This is a genomic window from Halohasta salina (assembly GCF_024178165.1).
Classification (GTDB): Archaea; Halobacteriota; Halobacteria; order Halobacteriales; family Haloferacaceae; genus Halohasta; species Halohasta salina.
Genome location: NZ_JAMZIE010000002.1, coordinates 192,936 through 210,355 on the forward strand (window position 1 = coordinate 192,936; position 17,420 = coordinate 210,355).

The 17,420-nt window shown below is 65.9% G+C and carries 19 protein-coding genes; 9 read left to right on the forward strand and 10 right to left on the reverse strand.

Annotated features, from left to right (window positions below):
* Window positions 1-13: 13 nt before the first annotated feature.
* The 3 genes from NKJ34_RS04985 to NKJ34_RS04990 all read right to left on the reverse strand — a co-directional run bounded on the left by NKJ34_RS04985 (window position 14) and on the right by NKJ34_RS04990 (window position 2,584).
* Window positions 14-1,609, reverse strand: coding sequence for a succinic semialdehyde dehydrogenase (locus NKJ34_RS04985; protein WP_253737175.1), 1,596 nt, complete (start codon window positions 1,607-1,609; stop codon window positions 14-16).
* 61 nt (window positions 1,610-1,670) lie between these two features.
* Window positions 1,671-1,793 carry a hypothetical protein gene (locus NKJ34_RS15740; RefSeq protein ID WP_256488588.1) on the reverse strand — a complete coding sequence of 41 codons (123 nt, stop codon included), beginning with the start codon at window positions 1,791-1,793 and terminating at the stop codon, window positions 1,671-1,673.
* A gap of 50 nt (window positions 1,794-1,843) precedes the next feature.
* A complete protein-coding gene (locus tag NKJ34_RS04990; RefSeq protein ID WP_253737176.1) occupies window positions 1,844-2,584 on the reverse strand; it encodes a ThuA domain-containing protein in 741 nt (246 codons plus the stop codon).
* Window positions 2,585-2,738: 154 nt separating this feature from the next.
* Here NKJ34_RS04990 and NKJ34_RS04995 point away from each other — a divergent pair, with 154 nt between their 5' ends.
* A complete protein-coding gene (locus tag NKJ34_RS04995; protein ID WP_253737177.1) occupies window positions 2,739-3,170 on the forward strand; it encodes a universal stress protein in 432 nt (143 codons plus the stop codon).
* 48 nt (window positions 3,171-3,218) lie between these two features.
* Here the strand turns inward: NKJ34_RS04995 and cobT are convergent, their stop codons facing one another.
* The 4 genes from cobT to NKJ34_RS05015 form a co-directional block, all read right to left on the reverse strand.
* On the reverse strand, window positions 3,219-4,256 hold the full coding sequence (gene cobT / locus NKJ34_RS05000) for a nicotinate-nucleotide--dimethylbenzimidazole phosphoribosyltransferase (RefSeq protein WP_253737178.1): 1,038 nt from the start codon (window positions 4,254-4,256) through the stop codon (window positions 3,219-3,221).
* Window positions 4,257-4,302: 46 nt separating this feature from the next.
* Window positions 4,303-4,761 (reverse strand): DUF7992 family protein, encoded by a 459-nt coding sequence (locus NKJ34_RS05005; RefSeq protein WP_253737179.1) that lies wholly within the window; start codon window positions 4,759-4,761, stop codon window positions 4,303-4,305.
* A 73-nt stretch (window positions 4,762-4,834) separates the two neighbouring features.
* The gene (locus NKJ34_RS05010; RefSeq protein WP_253737180.1) at window positions 4,835-5,323 is read right to left on the reverse strand and encodes an acyl-CoA thioesterase; all 489 of its coding nucleotides are present in this window, start codon (window positions 5,321-5,323) and stop codon (window positions 4,835-4,837) included.
* A gap of 78 nt (window positions 5,324-5,401) precedes the next feature.
* A complete protein-coding gene (locus tag NKJ34_RS05015) occupies window positions 5,402-5,887 on the reverse strand; it encodes a bifunctional nuclease family protein (RefSeq protein WP_253737181.1) in 486 nt (161 codons plus the stop codon).
* A 92-nt stretch (window positions 5,888-5,979) separates the two neighbouring features.
* On the opposite strand from NKJ34_RS05015, the gene NKJ34_RS05020 reads away from it, so the two are divergent.
* From NKJ34_RS05020 to NKJ34_RS05040, 5 genes are all read left to right on the forward strand, one after another.
* A complete protein-coding gene (locus tag NKJ34_RS05020) occupies window positions 5,980-7,677 on the forward strand; it encodes a TraB/GumN family protein (protein WP_253737182.1) in 1,698 nt (565 codons plus the stop codon).
* Complete coding sequence (locus tag NKJ34_RS05025) at window positions 7,659-8,321, forward strand: zinc metalloprotease (protein ID WP_425491774.1); 663 nt, start codon at window positions 7,659-7,661, stop codon at window positions 8,319-8,321. The genes NKJ34_RS05020 and NKJ34_RS05025 overlap by 19 nt, the downstream gene beginning before the upstream one ends.
* Before the next feature lie 91 nt (window positions 8,322-8,412).
* Window positions 8,413-9,255: a DUF6920 family protein gene (locus NKJ34_RS05030; protein ID WP_253737184.1), complete on the forward strand. Its 843-nt coding sequence runs from the start codon at window positions 8,413-8,415 to the stop codon at window positions 9,253-9,255.
* A 109-nt stretch (window positions 9,256-9,364) separates the two neighbouring features.
* Window positions 9,365-10,354 carry a phosphoribosylformylglycinamidine cyclo-ligase gene (gene purM / locus NKJ34_RS05035; protein ID WP_253737185.1) on the forward strand — a complete coding sequence of 330 codons (990 nt, stop codon included), beginning with the start codon at window positions 9,365-9,367 and terminating at the stop codon, window positions 10,352-10,354.
* 128 nt (window positions 10,355-10,482) lie between these two features.
* Complete coding sequence (locus NKJ34_RS05040) at window positions 10,483-12,111, forward strand: multicopper oxidase family protein (protein ID WP_253737186.1); 1,629 nt, start codon at window positions 10,483-10,485, stop codon at window positions 12,109-12,111.
* Between the two features lie 54 nt (window positions 12,112-12,165).
* Here NKJ34_RS05040 and NKJ34_RS05045 read toward each other — a convergent pair whose 3' ends face one another.
* Window positions 12,166-13,050 (reverse strand): DUF106 domain-containing protein, encoded by an 885-nt coding sequence (locus NKJ34_RS05045; protein ID WP_253737187.1) that lies wholly within the window; start codon window positions 13,048-13,050, stop codon window positions 12,166-12,168.
* 58 nt (window positions 13,051-13,108) lie between these two features.
* Window positions 13,109-13,723 carry an adenylate kinase gene (locus NKJ34_RS05050; RefSeq protein ID WP_253737188.1) on the reverse strand — a complete coding sequence of 205 codons (615 nt, stop codon included), beginning with the start codon at window positions 13,721-13,723 and terminating at the stop codon, window positions 13,109-13,111.
* Between the two features lie 99 nt (window positions 13,724-13,822).
* Between NKJ34_RS05050 and NKJ34_RS05055 the strand changes: the two genes are divergently transcribed.
* Both NKJ34_RS05055 and NKJ34_RS05060 read left to right on the forward strand, forming a co-directional pair.
* Complete coding sequence (locus NKJ34_RS05055) at window positions 13,823-14,251, forward strand: dCTP deaminase/dUTPase family protein (protein WP_253737189.1); 429 nt, start codon at window positions 13,823-13,825, stop codon at window positions 14,249-14,251.
* Between the two features lie 87 nt (window positions 14,252-14,338).
* Complete coding sequence (locus NKJ34_RS05060) at window positions 14,339-16,060, forward strand: glutamate--tRNA ligase (RefSeq protein ID WP_253737190.1); 1,722 nt, start codon at window positions 14,339-14,341, stop codon at window positions 16,058-16,060.
* A 6-nt stretch (window positions 16,061-16,066) separates the two neighbouring features.
* On the opposite strand, the gene NKJ34_RS05065 is transcribed toward NKJ34_RS05060, so the two are convergent.
* A complete protein-coding gene (locus NKJ34_RS05065; protein WP_253737191.1) occupies window positions 16,067-16,702 on the reverse strand; it encodes a transcription antitermination protein in 636 nt (211 codons plus the stop codon).
* Window positions 16,703-16,807: 105 nt separating this feature from the next.
* Here NKJ34_RS05065 and NKJ34_RS05070 point away from each other — a divergent pair, with 105 nt between their 5' ends.
* Complete coding sequence (locus NKJ34_RS05070) at window positions 16,808-17,269, forward strand: phosphate-starvation-inducible PsiE family protein (protein ID WP_253737192.1); 462 nt, start codon at window positions 16,808-16,810, stop codon at window positions 17,267-17,269.
* The last annotated feature ends 151 nt before the right edge of the window (window positions 17,270-17,420 follow it).

A 17,420-nucleotide genomic window follows, 5' to 3' on the forward strand; every position in this document is an offset into this window, starting at 1 on the left:
TCGTAGTCAACGCTTACCGCCGTAGCGACCGGACGGCTCGTTTGATCCGCCGACCGGCCTGCCACGCGGTGCTGGCTCCTTCGACGACCCACCCCATCGGCAACTGGTCCGACGGGACCAGCGGCCCGACCCGGGAGGTCGCCACCGTCCGGGCCTCCAGATACCGTTTGATACCCTCATCTCCCTGTCGGCGGCCGATCCCCGAGTCGCCGAACCCGCCCATCGGGGCGTCGGTCGCTCCCCAGCCGACCGCGAAGCCGTCGTTGACACAGACGGTCCCGCAGTCGACCTGCCGGGCGACCCGCTGCCCCCGGCTCCGGTCGCCGGTCCAGACGCTGGCGTTGAGCCCGTAGGGCGAGTCGTTGGCGGCCGCGACCGCAGCGTCGGTGCTCTCGACTGGCTGCACCGTGACCACGGGGCCGAACGTCTCCTCGCAGGCGATCTGTGAGTCGGGGTCGACGCCGGTGAGGATCGTCGGGTCGTAGCAGTAGGGCCCGACGTCGGGGCGGTGGCGGCCGCCCGTGTGGACGGTCGCCCCCGCCTCGCGGGCCGCCTCGACACGACTCCGGACTCGGTCGAGTTGGGCAGCGTCGATCAGCGACCCGATCTCGGCGTCGTAGTCGTACGCCGTGCCGAGGGTGAGCTGCCGGGTGCGCTCGACGAACGCCTCGAGGAAGTCGTCGAACACCGACTCGTCGACGAGGATCCGTTCGGCCGACAGACAGAGCTGGCCGGCGTTCGCAAAACAGGCAGTGGTCGCTCCACGGGCGGCCTCCTCGACGTCGGCGTCGTCGAGGACGATGAGGGGATTTTTGCCGCCGAGTTCGAGCGAGCAGTCGATCAGGTTCCGGCCGGCCCGTTCGGCGACTGCCCGACCGGTTTCGGTGCCGCCGGTGAAGGCGACGTAGTCGACCCGATCGATCAGCGCCGGGCCGACAGCTCCGCCCTCGCCGGTGACGACCCGAAGCACGTCGTCGGGAAGCCCCGCTCGCTCCAACAGTTCAGCCAAAAAGAGCGTGGCGTACGGGGTCTTCTCGTCGGGCTTGAGCACGACCGCATTCCCCGCAACCAGCGCCGGGATCACGTCGGCCATCGAGAGCGTGACGGGGTAGTTCCACGGCGAGATCACGCCCACCACGCCGACCGGCTCGTAGGTGACCGTCGCGGTGGTCAACAGCGGAATCCCGCCGCCGCGTGGCTCGTCGGCGACCGCCTCGGGTCCTCGATCGACGGCCTGCTCGCAAGCCGACGGCACCGAAAACAGCCCCTCGGCGGCCGTCTGTCTGGATTTCCCGGTTTCGAGCTGGAGCAGGTCCAGTAGCTCGGCGCGGTGGTCGACGACCAGCTCGCTAAACCGGTCGATGACCGCTGCTCGCTGGTCGACCGGCGTTGCGGCCCAGTCGGCGTGGGCCTCGCGGGCAGCCGCGACCGCGGCGTCGACATCGGCGTCGGAGCAGTCGGGGACCGACCCGATCCGGTCAGCGGTCGCCGGGGCCTCGACGGCGATGGTCTCGTCCGTGGTTGATCTGACGCGGTCGGTCAGTCTATCGAGACGGTCGACTGTGAGTGACGTGTTCGCGACGGCGACGGACGAACGGCCGGAAGACATTGTATGTTCGTCGGTGATGTCGCTGTAAATACCTGTGGCAACGGGGCCGCAAACCGCCTGTTCACGGCCCGTAGCTGATGTAGTAGATCACGCCGATGCCGAGCAGGAAGACCACGAGTGCGAACCCACCGAGAGCGAACATGAGCGTGATCCCAGCCCCGTTGTCTGAGTCGTCGGAACGCATTGGATTCGGTAGGGGTGGCAGCCACTTAGCTGGTAGGACACTGGCGTCTCTCAGTGGACGGTCCGGTCGTCGCTCAGGTCGATCTCCTCATGTGGCTGGCTGTTGCCGAACGTCGGCGTCGGCCCCTCGCCCGGCCCAGCCCAGTCGACCGCGTTGACGAGCACCTGCTGGATGGCCTCGTTGTGGTAGATCGGATACGTCTCGTGGCCCGGCCGAAAGTAGAAGACCCGACCGTTGCCCCGGCGGTAACAGCAGCCCGACCGAAACACTTCGCCGCCCTCGAACCACGAGTTGAACACGAGCGTGTCGGGGGCTGGAACGTCGAACCGCTCGCCGTACATCTCGGTCTCGTCGAGTTCGATGTATTCCTCGATGCCATCCGCAATCGGGTGGCCCGGCTCGACGACCCAGAGCCGCTCGGTCTCGGCGGCCTCCCGCCACTTGAGCGAGCAGGCGGAGCCCATCAGCCGTTTGAATATCTTCGAGTAGTGGCCCGAATGCAGGACGATAAGGCCCATCCCATCGAGAACACGGTCGTGGACGCGGTCGACGATCTCCTCGCGGACCTCGTCGTGGGCCGCATGCCCCCACCACGTTAGCACGTCGGTCGAGTCGAGAACGTCTTCGGTCAGCCCGTGGTCGGGCTCGTCGAGCGTCGCCGTTTGCGTCTCGAAGCCGGCGGCTTCGAGGGCCTCGGCGATAACGGCATGGATGCCGTCGGGGTAGATCTCGGCGACGACGTCGCTCTCGCGTTCGTGACGGTACTCGTTCCAGACGGTGACGGTAGTCATACCTCCTCAATGCATTCCCGCCTCAAGAGTGATTGTATGTGAACGGCTATCCGATTCCCATCGGTTCACCTTTCCGAACTGAACTGTCTCCACAGCATCGAAACACAGCTAAACCGCCAGTCGTCGTAACTAGCGGTCGACGCCTACGACCGGTATGACCCGATCATTCGTCGAAGTGAACGTCCTGCTACCGATCGCCGACGAGGAGGACGCCGACAACACCTGTGAGGCCGTGGCACCGTATCTGGCGGGCAAAGACTGCCGCGTGTTCGTAATTCATGTCGTCAAGCAGAAGCGAAAACGGGCCGACACCGACGCCGTCGAAGCCCGTGCGGAGATCGTCTTCAAACACGCAACGGCCTGTTTCGACGCCGTCGACATTCCGACGACGGGAGAGATCTGGTACGGCACCGACGTCAGCGAGACCATTCTCGATGCAGCCGCCGAACACGCCGCCGACTCGATCGTACTGACACCACGCAAGAAGTCGGTGTGGCGTCGGCTCCTCTCGGAGAACGTCATTGGGCAGCTCGCACAGCGAGTCGACAAGCCGCTGATCGTTATTCCGGCTGAAGCCGCCGACTAACGCCGGTAGCCACCGGTTACCGCGTATCGACGCTGCCGTAGCCATTGGCTACTCGACGTTCAGTCCTGCCTCGGCGAACGTCGACATCTCGGTGTGGACCGCACAGGCCGCCCGGTAGACGCCGATGGCGACCGCCGCGCCGGTCCCTTCCCCCAACCGCATTCCGTAGTCGAAACAGGGATCGAGGCCGAGGGCATCCAACTGCGCCTCGTGGCCGGGTTCGGCCGAGGCGTGGGAGCCCAGCAGGTAGTCCGCTACTCGGGGATCGATTTCGGCCGCCAGCAGGGCGGCTGCGCCGGCGATGACGCCGTCGACGACCACCGGCATCCGGCGGCTCGCGGCTTCGAGAGCGACGCCGACGAGCCCGCCGATCTCGAAGCCGCCGACCGATCGAAGCACGTCGACCGGATCGGTCGGATCGGGATCGGTCGTCTCGATGGCTCGCTCGATGACGTCGGCTTTCCGTGCTCTGGTCTCCTCGTCGATCCCCGTCCCGTGGCCGGTCACCTCGTCGACCGACCGATCGGTCAGGAGGGCCGTGATCGCCGCGCTGGGCGTCGTGTTGCCGATTCCCATCTCGCCGAGGCCGACGATCCGGGCGGCGGTGTGGTCGGTGACGACCGACCGCCCGGCAGCGATGGCCTCGTGGGCTTGTGTGCGTGTCATCGCCGGTCTCTCGGCGATGTTGGCGGTCCCGTCGGCGATAGCGTGGTCGACGATATCGTCGGGTGTCTCGCCCGCGACCCCCATGTCGACGACGACGTTCTCGATTCCATCGGCGTCACAGAGCGCGTTGACCGCCGCGCCACCGTCCTGGAAGTTCCGAACCATCGCTGCGGTGATCGACTGCGGGTAGGCGCTGACCCCCTCGGCGGCGACGCCGTGGTCGGCGGCCATCGTCACGACGACTGCGGGGTCGACCGTCGGCTCGGCCGTCGATTGCATGGCCGCGATATCGGCGGCCATCGTCTCCAGTCGGCCGAGACTCCCCGGCGGCTTCGTGAGTTGGGACTGCCGATCGGCGGCAGCCGCGCGAGCGTCGGCATCGAGCGGCGGGATCGTCAGATCGGCGGCGAGGTACGCCATAGGTGTTCTTCGTTAGCCGGCGGCTACTAACGTATCGAAACCCCGCTCAGTCGAAATCGGGCAGGTCGTCGGGAGCTTCGTACTCGGTTTCCCAGTCGACGTACTCGTCTTTCAGCACGTCGCAGACGACCTGGCCGAGTTCAGTCAACCCCGCGTTGATCGACGAGACGGTGCCCCACGAGTCGAGGCCGGGGTGGATATCGCGTTCCTGCCAGTCCTCCGGGATGCCGGGGGCGTGGTAGCCGACGCGTTCGGCAAAGGAGTCCCAGAAGAAGTCGTACCGATCGACGAGATCGAGTTCGAGAACGATCTCGAAGACGGCGGCGTCCATCCCGGTGTCGGCGGCCCACTGGTCGAAGGCTGCCTCCCATGCGCCCTCGTGGAGAAACGCTTCCAGTTCGGCGCGTTTGTAGTCGGTGTCGCCGACGATGTCGGCATCGTCGTACTCGTTGGGATCGATCTCGTCGAGTTCGGGTGGCGCAGGCGGGTCGACGTCGAGGCTCATAGCACAACGTAGCCCACCGCCAGCATAAACGTGGCTGGTCCAACCGGTAGCGACCGATCGCCGGAACCGGCGCTCAGGCCTCGGATTCGAGCCGGTCGACGAGCTCCGAGAGCTGCTGTTTCCGCCCCTCGACGGCGTCATCGCGGAGCGCCGCCTCGGCCTCGCTCGGACACGTCAGGTCGGGGACCTCCGTCGGCACGCCGTCGTCGTCGAGAGCGACGAACGTGAAATACGAACTGGTCGTCGCCCGCTCGTCGCCCTCGACTGGGTTCTCGGCGCGGACGTCGACTTTCACGTCGATGCTCGTCCGGCCGACGTTGAAAACGTAGGCCTCGACGACGACGACCTCGCCGATGTCGATCGGGCTAATGAAGTCGACGTGTTCCATCGAGGCGGTTACACACTGCCGATTCGAGAACCGCATCGCGGCGATCGCGCCGCAGATGTCCATCCAGTGGAGCACCGCCCCGCCGAGCGCCCGCCCGAGGTTGTTGGTATCGTTCGGCAACAGGAGTTCGGTCATCTCCGTAAACGAATCGCTCAGCGTCGCAGTCTCGTCCATGATCGCGCTCGGCAGCCGACTACGGAAAGTCCGTCGATCGCCCTGCGACGGCGGGTCGGCGACGCCGGTAGGCAGTGCCTACTCGTCGGGGTCCTCGGAGAAGGGATCGGACATGCTGTCGTCGTCGATCCGACCAACGTCGACCTCATCGGGCGAGCGGCCCGCGGCGTCGAGGATCTCGTCGGAGACGGTGATGGGGCATTCGACCCGGACCGCCAGCGCGATGGCGTCGCTCGGGCGGGCGTCGAAGACGAACCGCTCGGGCTCGCCGTCGTCGTAGCGTTCGGCGTCGATCTTGGCGTAGAAGGTGCCGTCGGCCAGATCGTCGATCCGGACGGCATCGACCGCGCCGCCGAACTCCGTGACCATGTCGACCAACAGATCGTGGGTCAGCGGCCGCTCGAACGGTTCGCCCGAAAGCGCCAGTTGGATCGACTGGGCCTGATCGGCGGTCACGAAGATCGGGAGGTACTCGTCTCTGGCGGTGAGAATGACCGCCGGAACGTTCTCGCCCTCGGGTCCGACACCCATGCCGATCCCCGTGACCGCCGCGGAGTGTGCCATACCGTCCGTTCGGGCGAGGGCTATGAATAACTGTTCCCGGCCGAACCGTCGCTTCCGACACTGGTAAACGGGACCGAACGCTACCGTGGCCAATGAGCGAACCAGCGGACCGACCGCCGGCCCCCGACCCCGGCGACGGCGAGGGCCGAGTGAGCGTCGTCGGGACCGCCCACGTCTCGGAGGCCAGCGTCCGCGAGGTCGAAACGCGGATCGCCGACGACCAACCCGACATGGTGGCGGTCGAACTCGACGAGGGACGCTACCGACAGCTGCAGGGCGAAGAGCCCGAGGACCTCGACGCCAGCGATCTCCTGCAGGGCAACACCGTCTTCCAGTTTCTGGCCTACTGGATGCTCTCCTACGTCCAGACTCGCCTTGGCGACCAGTTCGACGTCGACCCCGGCGCGGACATGATGGCCGCCGTCGACGCCGCCGAGGAACACGGCTGCGGGGTGGCGCTGGTCGACCGGGACATCCAAGAGACGATCCAGCGGTTCTGGGCGCGGATGACGATCACCGAAAAACTCCGGATGGTCGGCGGACTGGCCTTCGGCGTCACCGACAGCCGGGTGGTCGGCATCGTCGTCGGCCTCATCGTCGGCCTGCTTGCGGGGCCCGTCCTCGCGCTGTTCGGCGGCAGTCTCGGCATCACCGAAGCGGTCTATCTACGGGCCGCAAGCGGCGCGTTGCTCGGCCTCGGGGTCGCACTCGTGGTCGACCAGCTTGCCGGCCTCGCCCTCGACGGCGACCAGCGGTTCGCCGCGGCCCTCGGCAGCGGCGGCGCAGTCGGCGTCGTTGCGGCGACCACCGGTCTCGTCGACGGCCTCGTCGGTAGCTATCTGGGTGGCTTTACGGTCACCATCGTCGGCAGCCTCGCCCTCGGCCTCGTCGGCGGGCTCCTGTTCGGGCTGGTTGCGGCCCTCCTCATCGGACTCCGGGGGTCGACCGCGCCCGAGGCCGAGGGGCTCGACGAGATGGACATCGAGGACCTAACTGACGCCGACGTGGTGACGGTGATGATGGAGGAATTCCGCCAGTTCAGCCCCGGTGGCGCGGAGGCGTTGATCGACGAACGCGACGCGTATATCGCCCACCAACTAGTGGGACTCCGGCAGGCCGGCTACGACGTGCTGGCCGTGGTGGGGGCGGGCCACCGGGAGGGGATCGAGCGCTATCTCGCCGACCCCGCGAGCCTGCCGCCGATGGAGTCGCTGACCGGCGAGGAGACGGGCAGTCGACTGCCGTGGGGGAAGATCGTCGGGATCGTGCTATCGGTCGGCTTCGTCGGCTTCTTCATCCTGCTGGCGATGGCCGGGGTCCAGGACGCCTTCCTGCTGCGACTGTTCGGTGCGTGGTTCCTGATCAACGGGATTTTCGCCGCCGGCTTCGCCAAACTGGCCGGCGCGCGCTGGTCGTCGGCCGGCGTCGGCGGCGCGGTCGCGTGGATGACCTCGATCAATCCCGCCCTCGCGCCGGGCTGGTTCACCGGCTACGCCGAACTCCGCCATCTGTCGGTCAACATCGGCGACATCTCGACGCTCAACGACCTGCTGTCCGACGAGACGAAACCGATCGGCGAGATCCTCTCGGAGATGTTCGAGGTCCCGCTGTTCAAACTGATCATGGTGGTCGCGCTGACCAACGTCGGTTCGATCGTCGCCAGCGTCCTGTTCGTCAGCTACGTGCTCCCGCAGTTCGGAACCGAACTCGGCGGCGTCGAGGGCATCTCGCGGCTCATGGTCGACGGGGCGACCAATAGCGCCGAACTCATCTGGGGGGCGCTGACGTGAGCCTCGGCTACCGGATCGCCGGCTACGAGTTCAGTCCGACGGAGGTTCGTGACCTGCTGGTCGCGTGGCTCGCCCTCGGAGTCGCCTTCGCGGTCTTCTTCGCCGGCGGCGGCCCCAACATCGCCACGCTACTGGTCGTCCCGGAACTGCTGGTCGTGAGCCTGCTGACCGCCGGGGTCGCCTTCTTGCTTCACGAGGTCGCCCACAAGGTCGTTGCCGTCCACTACGGCCAGATCGCCGAGTTCCGGGCCGACTACAGTATGCTCTTGTTGGCACTGATGTCGGCGCTGATCGGCTTCATTTTCGCCGCGCCGGGGGCCGTCCACCACCAAGGGTATCTGAACGCGGAGGAACACGGCCACATCGCTCTTGCCGGGCCGGCGACGAACCTGCTTCTGGCGGCCGTCTTCCTCCCGGCGTACCTCGGGGGGACCGGGCTGGGTGTCGACCTGCTGGCCACGCTCGGCCGGTTCGGGATCGTCATCAACCTGTTTCTGGCGGCGTTCAACCTCGTTCCGTTCGGCCCCCTCGACGGGAAGACGGTCAAACGCTGGAGCACGTCCGTCTGGCTCGGCTCGTTCGTCCTGTCTGCGCTGCTGACCGTCGGCTCGCTGCTGACCGTCGGGCTCAGTTTCCGAATCTAACGACGCCACCGGGGTGTTTGCGTACGGACCGGGATTCCAACACGTAGAGTCCAACCCGTACAGTCATACTGTGTTGGGCGAACTGCTACGCATGCGGAGACGTCGGCTCCTCGGCTGGATCGGTGGGCTCGGTATCGGCATCGCCTCGGCGGTCACGCTGGGTTCGATCCGCCTCGACCGCAAGACGGAGCGACGCGTCGACGATCTGCTCGCGGCGGCCGAACCGGTGTCGGCCGGGCGACTCGGAAACGTCGACCGCAGCGAGCTTCCGGCCCCCGTCCGGCGCTACTTTGAGGCCGTCCTCGACGACGTGACCCACGTCCGGTCAGCACGGCTCGAACAGCAGGGGGAGTTCCGACTCGGCGGCCGGTCCGGCTCGTGGAAACCGATGACGGCGACCCAGCACTACACCGTCGACCCGCCGGGGTTCCTCTGGGATGCCGAGATCGCGGTCGCGCCACTGCTCTCGACGCGGGTAGTCGACGCCTACGAAGACGGAAAGGGGTCGCTCCGGGCGGTGGTCGGCTCGCTGGTTCCGGTTGCGGACGCGGCACCGAGTCCGGCACTCGACGAGGGCGAACTGCTGCGGTATCTCGCCGAAGCGGTCTGGTTGCCGACCGCATTGCTTCCGGAAGCTGGTGTCGACTGGGAGGCGGTCGACGCTCACGCAGCCCGAGCGACTATCGAAGACGGTGACACGACCGCCTCGCTCGTCTTTCAGTTCGACGACGAGGGGTTGGTCGACCGCGTGATCGGCGAGCGGTACCGCCAGGAGACCGACAGCTACGCGTCGTGGGTCGGCCACTTCGACTCCTACGAGTGGCATGACGGCATGCGAATTCCGACCGCAGCCGCGGTGGAGTGGTCGCTTCCCGAGGGTGATCTTCCCTACTGGCGGGCCCGGATCACCTCGACAGAGTACCGACGTGCGTGAGCACGTTCCGGTCGCCCGACCCGACCAGCAGTCCTTCCGCCAGTACCGGTTCCAGCCCGTCGACGGTCGAATCACGGTGTTTTTGTGTGCACTCCGCGCCCCTTGAGACATGACTGCCGAAGACGGATCTGCCGACGAGGAGGAACTCACCTACGCCGACTCGGGCGTCGACATCGAGGCCAGCGAGGCCGCCACCGCCGCGCTCATCGGCGCGACCGGAGACAGCGAGGGCGATTATGCGGGCCTGCTCGACATCGGCGACCGCTATCTCGCACTCGCGACTGACGGCGTCGGCACCAAACTCCTGGTCGCCGAAGCCCTCGAAGACTACTCGACGATCGGGATCGACTGCATCGCGATGAACGTCAACGATCTCGTTGCGGCGGGGGTCCGGCCGGTCGCCTTCGTCGACTACCTCGCAATCGACGAACCCGACGAGACGTTCGCCGAACAGGTCGGCGAGGGACTCGCCACGGGAGCCGAGCAGTCGGACATCGAACTCGTCGGCGGCGAAACTGCAGTGATGCCCGACGTGATAAAAGGCCTTGACCTCGCCGGCGCCTGCGCCGGACTCGCGGCCAAAGACGCCCTCTTCGAGGGCGCAGCCGAGCCGGGCGATGTGCTCGTCGGCTGGGAATCGTCGGGCATTCACTCCAATGGCCTGACCCTCGCGCGAACCGCCGCGACGAAGAACCACGAGTACACCGATTCGTTCCCCCACGACGGCTACGAGACGATCGGCGAGGCCCTCCTAGAGCCGACGCGGATCTACACCCACCTGCTCGATCCGATGCGCGAGGCGGGTGTCCGCGGAGCCGCCCACATCACCGGCGGCGGCTGGACCAACCTCGAACGGCTCGGCGAGCACCGATACGTCATTGAGGAGCCGTTCGACGCCCAGCCGGTCTTCGAGTTCGTACAGGCGGAGGGCAACGTCTCCGACGAGGAGATGCACACCACCTTCAACATGGGCACCGGCTTCGTCGCCGCAGTGGAAGACGAATCGGCGGCCGAATCGCTGGCCGAGTCGACCGACGGCCGCGTAATCGGTCACGTCGAAGACGGCGACGGCGTCTCGATCCGCGGACTCGAACTCTAACCGGCTGGCTGAACTAATCGTGCCGGTCACACTCAGCCATCCATGACGGGGTAGACGAAACGACGTGGAACACGTCGCACGTCGATACGGTCCTCTCTTTTATACTCGTTGGCGTGGTGACGTGTGTGATGGTCACACACGAACCGCGACTCACACGGCGTCGGGTGATGGGCGTCCTTGGCGGCACAGCGGTCCTCGGGACGACAGGAGTCCATCGGTCGACCGGGCCTGCGGCTGGCCAGTCGCGTCCACAACAGGACGGGACCGACGTGACGGACGTGAGCCTCGTGGCCGCGAACGGACAGGCCGAGATCGGACCGGATGCAAGCGGCGAGACGTGGCAGTACAGCGACCAGTTCCCGGGGCCGGAAATCCGGCTCAACGAGGGCGAAACGGTCCGAATCGACGTCGACAATCAACTCTCCGAGGAGACGACCGTTCACTGGCACGGGATCCCCGTCCCGAACCCGATGGACGGCGTCCCAAATGTCACGCAGGAACCGATCTCATCCGGCGAGACGTTCACCTACGAGTACGACGCTTCACCGGCGGGTTCCTACGTCTATCACAGCCACGTCGGGCTTCAACTCGATACGGGGCTCGCCGGGCCGCTGATCGTCGAGGAAGACTCGCCCCACGTCGAGTACGACCGGGAGTATACGCTCATGATCGACGATTTCCTCTTCGGTCGACCGACACTCGACTCGATCGAAGCCCCACCCGGAGGCGGGCCGGGAGGGAGCGGCCCCGGAGATGGAGGCCCCGGTAGAGGACCCGGAGATGGGGGCCCAGGAGACGGAGCCCCCGGCGGAGGTGGTCCGGGCGGTGGTCCGGGAGACGGTATGGGGCCTGGCGGCGGTCGAGGCCCCGGCGGGCCCGGAGGCGACGGTCCGGGAGGCGGCCCCGGTGGCCGAGGTCCTGACGGTGGCGGCCCCCCGAGTGGAGATGGACGAGAGGGAAACAACCCGATGCAGGGCCAACGCCCGCCATACGAGGGACTCCTCATCAACGGCCGTCTCCCGTCCGATCCACCGGCCTTCGACGTGCAGGAAGGCGATCGTGTCCGCCTTCGACTAATAAATCCAAGCAGCGCGACGACCTACCGGGTCGGAATCGGTGGCCACCCGCTGACCGTCACACACGCCGACGGACGGCCGGTCGACCCGATCGAGGTCGACTTCCTCGAACTCAGCATGGGCGAGCGGTACGACGTGCTCGTTGAGACCGACACGCCCGGCGAGTGGCCGATCGTCGCCGCACCGGTCGTCGGGACCGAACAGCCCGCAGAAGCGAGACTCCGGTACGAGAACGCCAGCGGCGGGGAGACTGCCGACCGCCCGCAGTTCGACGGCCGAAAGCTCCAGTACGGCGACCTCAGCGCGCTCGACCCCCTCGACGTCGACGGCACGCCCGACCGAACCTTCCAGTTTACTCTCGCCGGCGGGATGATGCAGAGCGACCCCGAAGCGTGGACGATCGACGGCCAAGTGTATCCGGACGCCGAGCCGTTAGCGATCAGCGAGGGCGAGCAGATCCGAGTGGAGATGGTCAACCGCAGTCCGGCGATCCATCCGATGCATCTCCACGGGCACTTCTTCCAAGTGGGTGAGGCGGTCAAAGACACCGTGCTGGTGCCGCCCTACGGCGGGCAGGTTTCCTTCGACTTCCGTGCAGACAACCCCGGCGACTGGCTGTTTCACTGCCACAACGTCTATCACTTGGAGCGAGGCATGGCTCGCGTCTTCGAATACGTATAAAAACAGTCGCGGAACCTCACAGCGGGACGCCCGAAAACGACTGCCCGGCGGGCGTTAGCTCGACGAGGGCGTCATGTCGATGTTGAGGCCCTTCTGGATGACCTGCTGGAACGCCATCGAACACAGGAAGTACCAGACGATCCAGACCTGGATCGGGCCGAGGATCGCGGTCGTCCAGTCGACGGCACCGGCCAGCGGAATGACCATCGACCCCACCTCGTGGTGGGCGACGCCGCCACGGTAGCCGACGACCCAGTACATCCAGAGGAACGCCGGGATCGTGAGGAACATGATCCAGACCATCGGGCGGAACTGCTCTTTGAACATGCCGAGCTGGTCGCCCATCATCTCCATCTGCTCCTCTTGGATCTCGTCGAGGGCCTCATCGTCGCCGCGCTCTTTGGCCGCCTCACGACGCTCTTTGACTTCCTCCATCTGTTCTCTGTACTGTCCCATCTTCTCCATATCCATCAGCGCGACCCGTAGCAGCGTCGAGTAGAGGCCGGTCGCGACTGCGATGATCATGATGACGGCGTAGAACGGGAGGATGCTGAGAACCGGCGCGAGGATGACGTCGACCGCGTTGCCAACGACGTCTCGGGCGGGGGCCCACGCGTAGCCGGCGAACATGGTGAGTGTGACCGCCGCAGCGCCCTTGTCCCACTTCGACCACGTGCTGTCTTCGATCTCCTCGTCGTCGCTCGGTTCCTCGAGCCCGGCCTCGATGGCGTTGGGCTCCTCGAGGCGGAATCCCGACTCGCCGTCGACGAGGATCCCTTTCTCGATCAGCCGACCCCACTGGCCGCTGGTGATCGAGTCACGGACGTCGACCCACTGGACCTCGCCATCGGTGGCGCTGTCGAGGACGGTCCGAATCGCCGATTTCATCTCGGCGTCCGAGCGGACCATCGACCGGACTTTGCGTTCGATCCTGCTCATTACCGGCCGGTAGGCAACGAGCGGTTAAGAAGGTTGTACTCTCGATGTGGCGTTCCGATCAGGCGTCGTCGACGATCTCGCTGATCCGCTCGAAGACCTCGTCGGGGTGGGCCTCGCCGTCGACCTCGACGAGTTCGCCCGTCTCCCGGTAGTGTTCGATCACGGGCTCGGTGTTCTCGTAGTAGGTGTCGAGCCGGTCTTTGACGACCTCTTCGGTGTCGTCGTCCCGCTGGACGAGTCGTTCCTCGACTTCCTCGTCGTCGGGCATGTTGAATTCGGTGTGATAGATGTCGCCCGTCTCGGGGTCCATCCGTCGACCGGTCAGTCGGCGGACGAGTTCGTCCTCGCCGACGTCGAGGAAGATCGCCGCCGTCAGGTCGGTCTGCTCGCTGAGGTACTCGGCCTGCGAGAGGTTCCGTGGGTAGCCGTCGAGGACGAAGCCATCGGCATCAGACAGTGCGGCGTCGACGATCTCGTTGACGACCGGATCCGGAACGAGGTCGCCGGCCTCCATATACTCCCGCGGCGTGCCGTGTTCGGTCTCCATGTCCTTGTTCGCACGGAGCGCGTCACCGGTGGTGATGTGTTCGATGTCGTAGGCTTCGGCCAGCCGCTTGCTCTGTGTCCCCTTCCCCGCGCCGGGTGCGCCAAGCAACAGGATTCGATTGCTCATACCCTCTCTGTCTGCGGCCGGGGTTAAATGCTTGAAGAATCGCCCGTGAACCGACCGGCCCGAGCCGACCTTTTTGAATCCGGTGGCGAATGGGCACGTATGGACCTCACCACATTCGTCGATGACCTCGTCTACGAACCGACCCAAACCGACTCGCCGGGCCTAGATCTGACCGTCGACTCGATCAGTCGGATCACCGAACCCGGCCGCGTGGATTTCGGCGGCGGCGAACTCGATCCCGCCGGGACGGAGCCGGTCGAAACCGAAAAACGCGATCCCGACGACGAGTACGGGTGGTGGGAACTTTCGGCGGGCGTCTATCTGGTCGACTACAACGAGACGCTGAGGCTTCCTGCGGACGTGGGCGTCGTCTGCCAGACCAGAGCCGCTGTCCGGGTCCGCGGTGCGTTCCATCCGACGCTCCACCTCGGCAGCGAGTCGACGCTGGAAGCGGTTCCGCTCACGGTTGGGCAGGGCGGGATCGAAATCAAGGAAAACGCGCGGCTGTCGACGCTGCTCGAGGCCTAACGCTCCCGGCGAGCAGTTCCTCGCGAACGGACACCGCCGTCGACCGATCCACACCCCTTTTGACTGGTCACGCGAAAGCCACTGCCAATGGACGACGAACTCCGCGAGCGTGTGAAACAGGAAGCCGAGAAACACGCCCTGTTCAACGCGCTCAAACACGACAGCGACCCCGACGTGGGCGCGATCATGGGCCCACTGATGGGCGAGAATCCCGACTTTCGACCACACGGCGACGAGGTACCGGGCGTCGTCGGGCAAGTCGTCGGCAAGGTCGGCGGCCTCGACACGGAAGCCCGCCGCGAGCGACTCGCCGAGTTGGATCAAGCGCTCGTCGACGAACTCGACGCCGACGACGAAGCAGACGACCACACCCTGCCCGACCTCCCGAACGTCGAGGACTACGAGACGGTCCGCCTACGGGCCGCGCCGAACCCCAACGGTCCGTGGCATCTCGGCCACGCCCGCATGCCGTCGGTGATCGGCACCTATACCGACCGCTACGACGGCGAGTTCGTCATCCGGTTCGACGACACCGACCCCGAAACCAAACGGCCCGATATCTCGGCCTACGACGCCATTCTGGAGGACATCGAGTATCTCGGCTTCGAACCCGACGAGGTCTACCGGGCCTCCGACCGCATCGAGACCTACTACGACCACGCCCGCGAACTCATCGAGATGGGCGAGGCCTACACCTGCGATCTCCCCGCCGAGGAGTTCTCCGAACTCAAACGCGAAGGTACTCCGTCGCCGAACCGCGACAAGGACCCCGAGACCGTCCTCGAAGAGTTCGAAGCGATGGTCGACGGCGACTACGAGTCCGGCGAGATGGTCCTCCGCGTCAAGACCGACATCGAACACAAGAACCCCGCCCTCCGCGACTGGGTGGCGTTCCGCATGATCGATACGCCGCACCCACGCGAGGAAGCAGCCGACTACCGCTGCTGGCCCATGCTCGACTTCCAGTCGGGCGTCGACGATCACCTCGTCGGCATCACGCACATCATTCGGGGGATCGACCTCCAAGACTCCGCGAAACGCCAGCAGTTCCTGTATGACTACTTCGGCTGGGAGTACCCCGAAGTGCTCCACTGGGGCCACGTCCAGATCGACGCCTACGACATCAAGATATCGACGTCGACGATCAAGGAGTTGATCGACGCCGGCGAACTCGACGGCTGGGACGATCCCCGAGCGCCGACGCTCCAGTCGGTTCGTCGCCGCGGCATCCATGGGGAAGCCATCGTCGACTCCATGATCGGCCTCGGCATGTCGACCACCGACGTCGATCTCGCCATGTCGTCGATCTACGCCAACAACCGCGATATCGTCGACGACGAGGCCAACCGCTACTTCCTCGTTCGCGACGGCCAAGAGATCCCGGTCGTCGGTGACGCCAAGCCCGAGGCTGGCCATCCGCCGCTGCACCCCAACCACGAGGATCGCGGCGACCGCGAGATCCCGGTCGACGACGCCGTGTTGGTCGAACCCGACGACATCCCGGCCGACGGCGAGCGTATCTGGCTCAAAGGCTACGGCTGTGTCCGCTACGAGAACGACGCGTTCGTCGCCACCGGCGACGACATCTCGGTCGTCCGCGACGGCGACGTAGGCGTGATCCACTGGGCCCCGGCCGACGACACGGTGTCGGTTACGATGCGGACCCCCGACGGCGACGTCACGGGGGCCGCCGAGCCGGCCTTCGCCGACACCGCGGTCGACGAGATCGTCCAGTTCGAGCGGATCGGCTTCGTTCGGGTCGACGAACACGGCGAGGAAGGATCAGTGGTCTACTACGCCCACCCGTAGTCCGATTCAGCAGACCGGTTTCGGATTCACTCCCATCGACTCCAACGACTCGGTGTACTCGTCGTAGGCCGCCTGAATCGCCTCGCTGGCTGCGGCTCGTGCGGCCTCCCGCTCATCGTCGGTCCCACAGACTGCCTCGATCAGTTCCGCTCCGCGGTCGATCTGGTCGTCGACGTCGCCGCCGAGATCCCGGAAGACCCCTGCAGTCTGTGGATCGGCATCGCCGACGAAGTAGCCCGTATACTGCTCTTTCGACTTCTTGGCGACCAGACAGCGACCGACGAGCCCACCGGCGCGTTCGACGGTCGACTCGAAGCCCCGGAGCGTCGACTGGATCGCCGGGAGATCGGCGTCGGCCGCGGTCGGTGGGTCGTCGAGTTTCCCTGCAACGGTCTCGTAGTGATCGGCCTCCTGCTCGGCGAGGTCGGCGAACAGGGCGGCGGCCGCCTCGTTGGCTTCGTCGTCGGCCCACAACTCGAACGTCTCGCGGGCGGCGTCTTCGGCGACCGCCGCGGCCCGAAGCACGGTTTCGGCCTCGATATCGCCGCCCGTCTCGGCGTACAGCGATTTCGAGGAGCCGAGCCGCGAGAGGGCTGTTTTGTTCTCAGTGCGAACGTCGTCGACGAATTCGTCGCTGGTCATGGTCGACATCATGCCACGGTGGGCCTTGAGTCTGTGCGGTTTGGCGCTGGCGAATGACAGCGGAGGCGGAATAACAGCAAAGCCGCTTCGGTACTGTGATACTGTGTGGCAATCGATCCGGCCGATTTCACGACCTACTCGAGAGATCTGCTTCGGTGGTTCGTCCTCACCACCACCTACTTTCTGCTCGCCTTGTTCCTGATCGGCCTCTTCGATCTCGGCCTCGGGCTGTACGGGCTCATCGTGACCGGCGAGTACACCGATCCGGTGGCCGTCGTCAGCCTGATCGATACGGTCCTGCTGCTGTTGATCGTTCTCGAAGTCCATCGAACGCTCATCGCCTACGCGGCCGACGATCCGGTGTTGCCGATCGTCGTCAGCGCGGCGATCATCGCCGTTGCTCGGCAGATCATCAGCTTCCGCGTCGACGAGTTCGGGTCGACCGAGAACGTCCTTCCTGCGGCCCTCGGGCTCGCACTGTTGCTCCTCGGGTTGGTGATCGTCTTCATCGCGGTGCGGTGGGACACGGCAAAAGAACGGGAATCGCTGTCGTCGTTGCGGGAGTAGTCAGTAGCCGGGGGCTTTGCTCTCGCGGGCAGAGCCCGCTCGCAGTTTCGAGACTCTCCAGTCGGTCGGGTCTCGCTTCAGTCGTCAGCCTCGCCTTTCTCCGCGGGCCGGCTTCGCCTCCCCGCTTCGATTCGAGGCTTTCTCCTTCGCT

What these genes read in the sequence shown, in the direction of transcription:
- NKJ34_RS05015 (WP_253737181.1), bottom strand. Translation starts at nt 5,887, where the DNA reads ATGGCACACTCCGCGGCGGTCACGGGGATCGGCATGGGTGTCGGACCC.
- NKJ34_RS05060 (WP_253737190.1), top strand. Translation starts at nt 14,339, where the DNA reads ATGGACGACGAACTCCGCGAGCGTGTGAAACAGGAAGCCGAGAAACAC.
- NKJ34_RS05040 (WP_253737186.1), top strand. Translation starts at nt 10,483, where the DNA reads ATGGTCACACACGAACCGCGACTCACACGGCGTCGGGTGATGGGCGTC.
- NKJ34_RS05020 (WP_253737182.1), top strand. Translation starts at nt 5,980, where the DNA reads ATGAGCGAACCAGCGGACCGACCGCCGGCCCCCGACCCCGGCGACGGC.
- NKJ34_RS05065 (WP_253737191.1), bottom strand. Translation starts at nt 16,702, where the DNA reads ATGACCAGCGACGAATTCGTCGACGACGTTCGCACTGAGAACAAAACA.
- NKJ34_RS04990 (WP_253737176.1), bottom strand. Translation starts at nt 2,584, where the DNA reads ATGACTACCGTCACCGTCTGGAACGAGTACCGTCACGAACGCGAGAGC.
- NKJ34_RS05010 (WP_253737180.1), bottom strand. Translation starts at nt 5,323, where the DNA reads ATGGACGAGACTGCGACGCTGAGCGATTCGTTTACGGAGATGACCGAA.
- NKJ34_RS04995 (WP_253737177.1), top strand. Translation starts at nt 2,739, where the DNA reads ATGACCCGATCATTCGTCGAAGTGAACGTCCTGCTACCGATCGCCGAC.
- NKJ34_RS05045 (WP_253737187.1), bottom strand. Translation starts at nt 13,050, where the DNA reads ATGAGCAGGATCGAACGCAAAGTCCGGTCGATGGTCCGCTCGGACGCC.
- purM (WP_253737185.1), top strand. Translation starts at nt 9,365, where the DNA reads ATGACTGCCGAAGACGGATCTGCCGACGAGGAGGAACTCACCTACGCC.
- NKJ34_RS05005 (WP_253737179.1), bottom strand. Translation starts at nt 4,761, where the DNA reads ATGAGCCTCGACGTCGACCCGCCTGCGCCACCCGAACTCGACGAGATC.
- NKJ34_RS04985 (WP_253737175.1), bottom strand. Translation starts at nt 1,609, where the DNA reads ATGTCTTCCGGCCGTTCGTCCGTCGCCGTCGCGAACACGTCACTCACA.
- NKJ34_RS05050 (WP_253737188.1), bottom strand. Translation starts at nt 13,723, where the DNA reads ATGAGCAATCGAATCCTGTTGCTTGGCGCACCCGGCGCGGGGAAGGGG.
- NKJ34_RS15740 (WP_256488588.1), bottom strand. Translation starts at nt 1,793, where the DNA reads ATGCGTTCCGACGACTCAGACAACGGGGCTGGGATCACGCTCATGTTC.
- cobT (WP_253737178.1), bottom strand. Translation starts at nt 4,256, where the DNA reads ATGGCGTACCTCGCCGCCGATCTGACGATCCCGCCGCTCGATGCCGAC.
- NKJ34_RS05055 (WP_253737189.1), top strand. Translation starts at nt 13,823, where the DNA reads ATGGACCTCACCACATTCGTCGATGACCTCGTCTACGAACCGACCCAA.
- NKJ34_RS05030 (WP_253737184.1), top strand. Translation starts at nt 8,413, where the DNA reads ATGCGGAGACGTCGGCTCCTCGGCTGGATCGGTGGGCTCGGTATCGGC.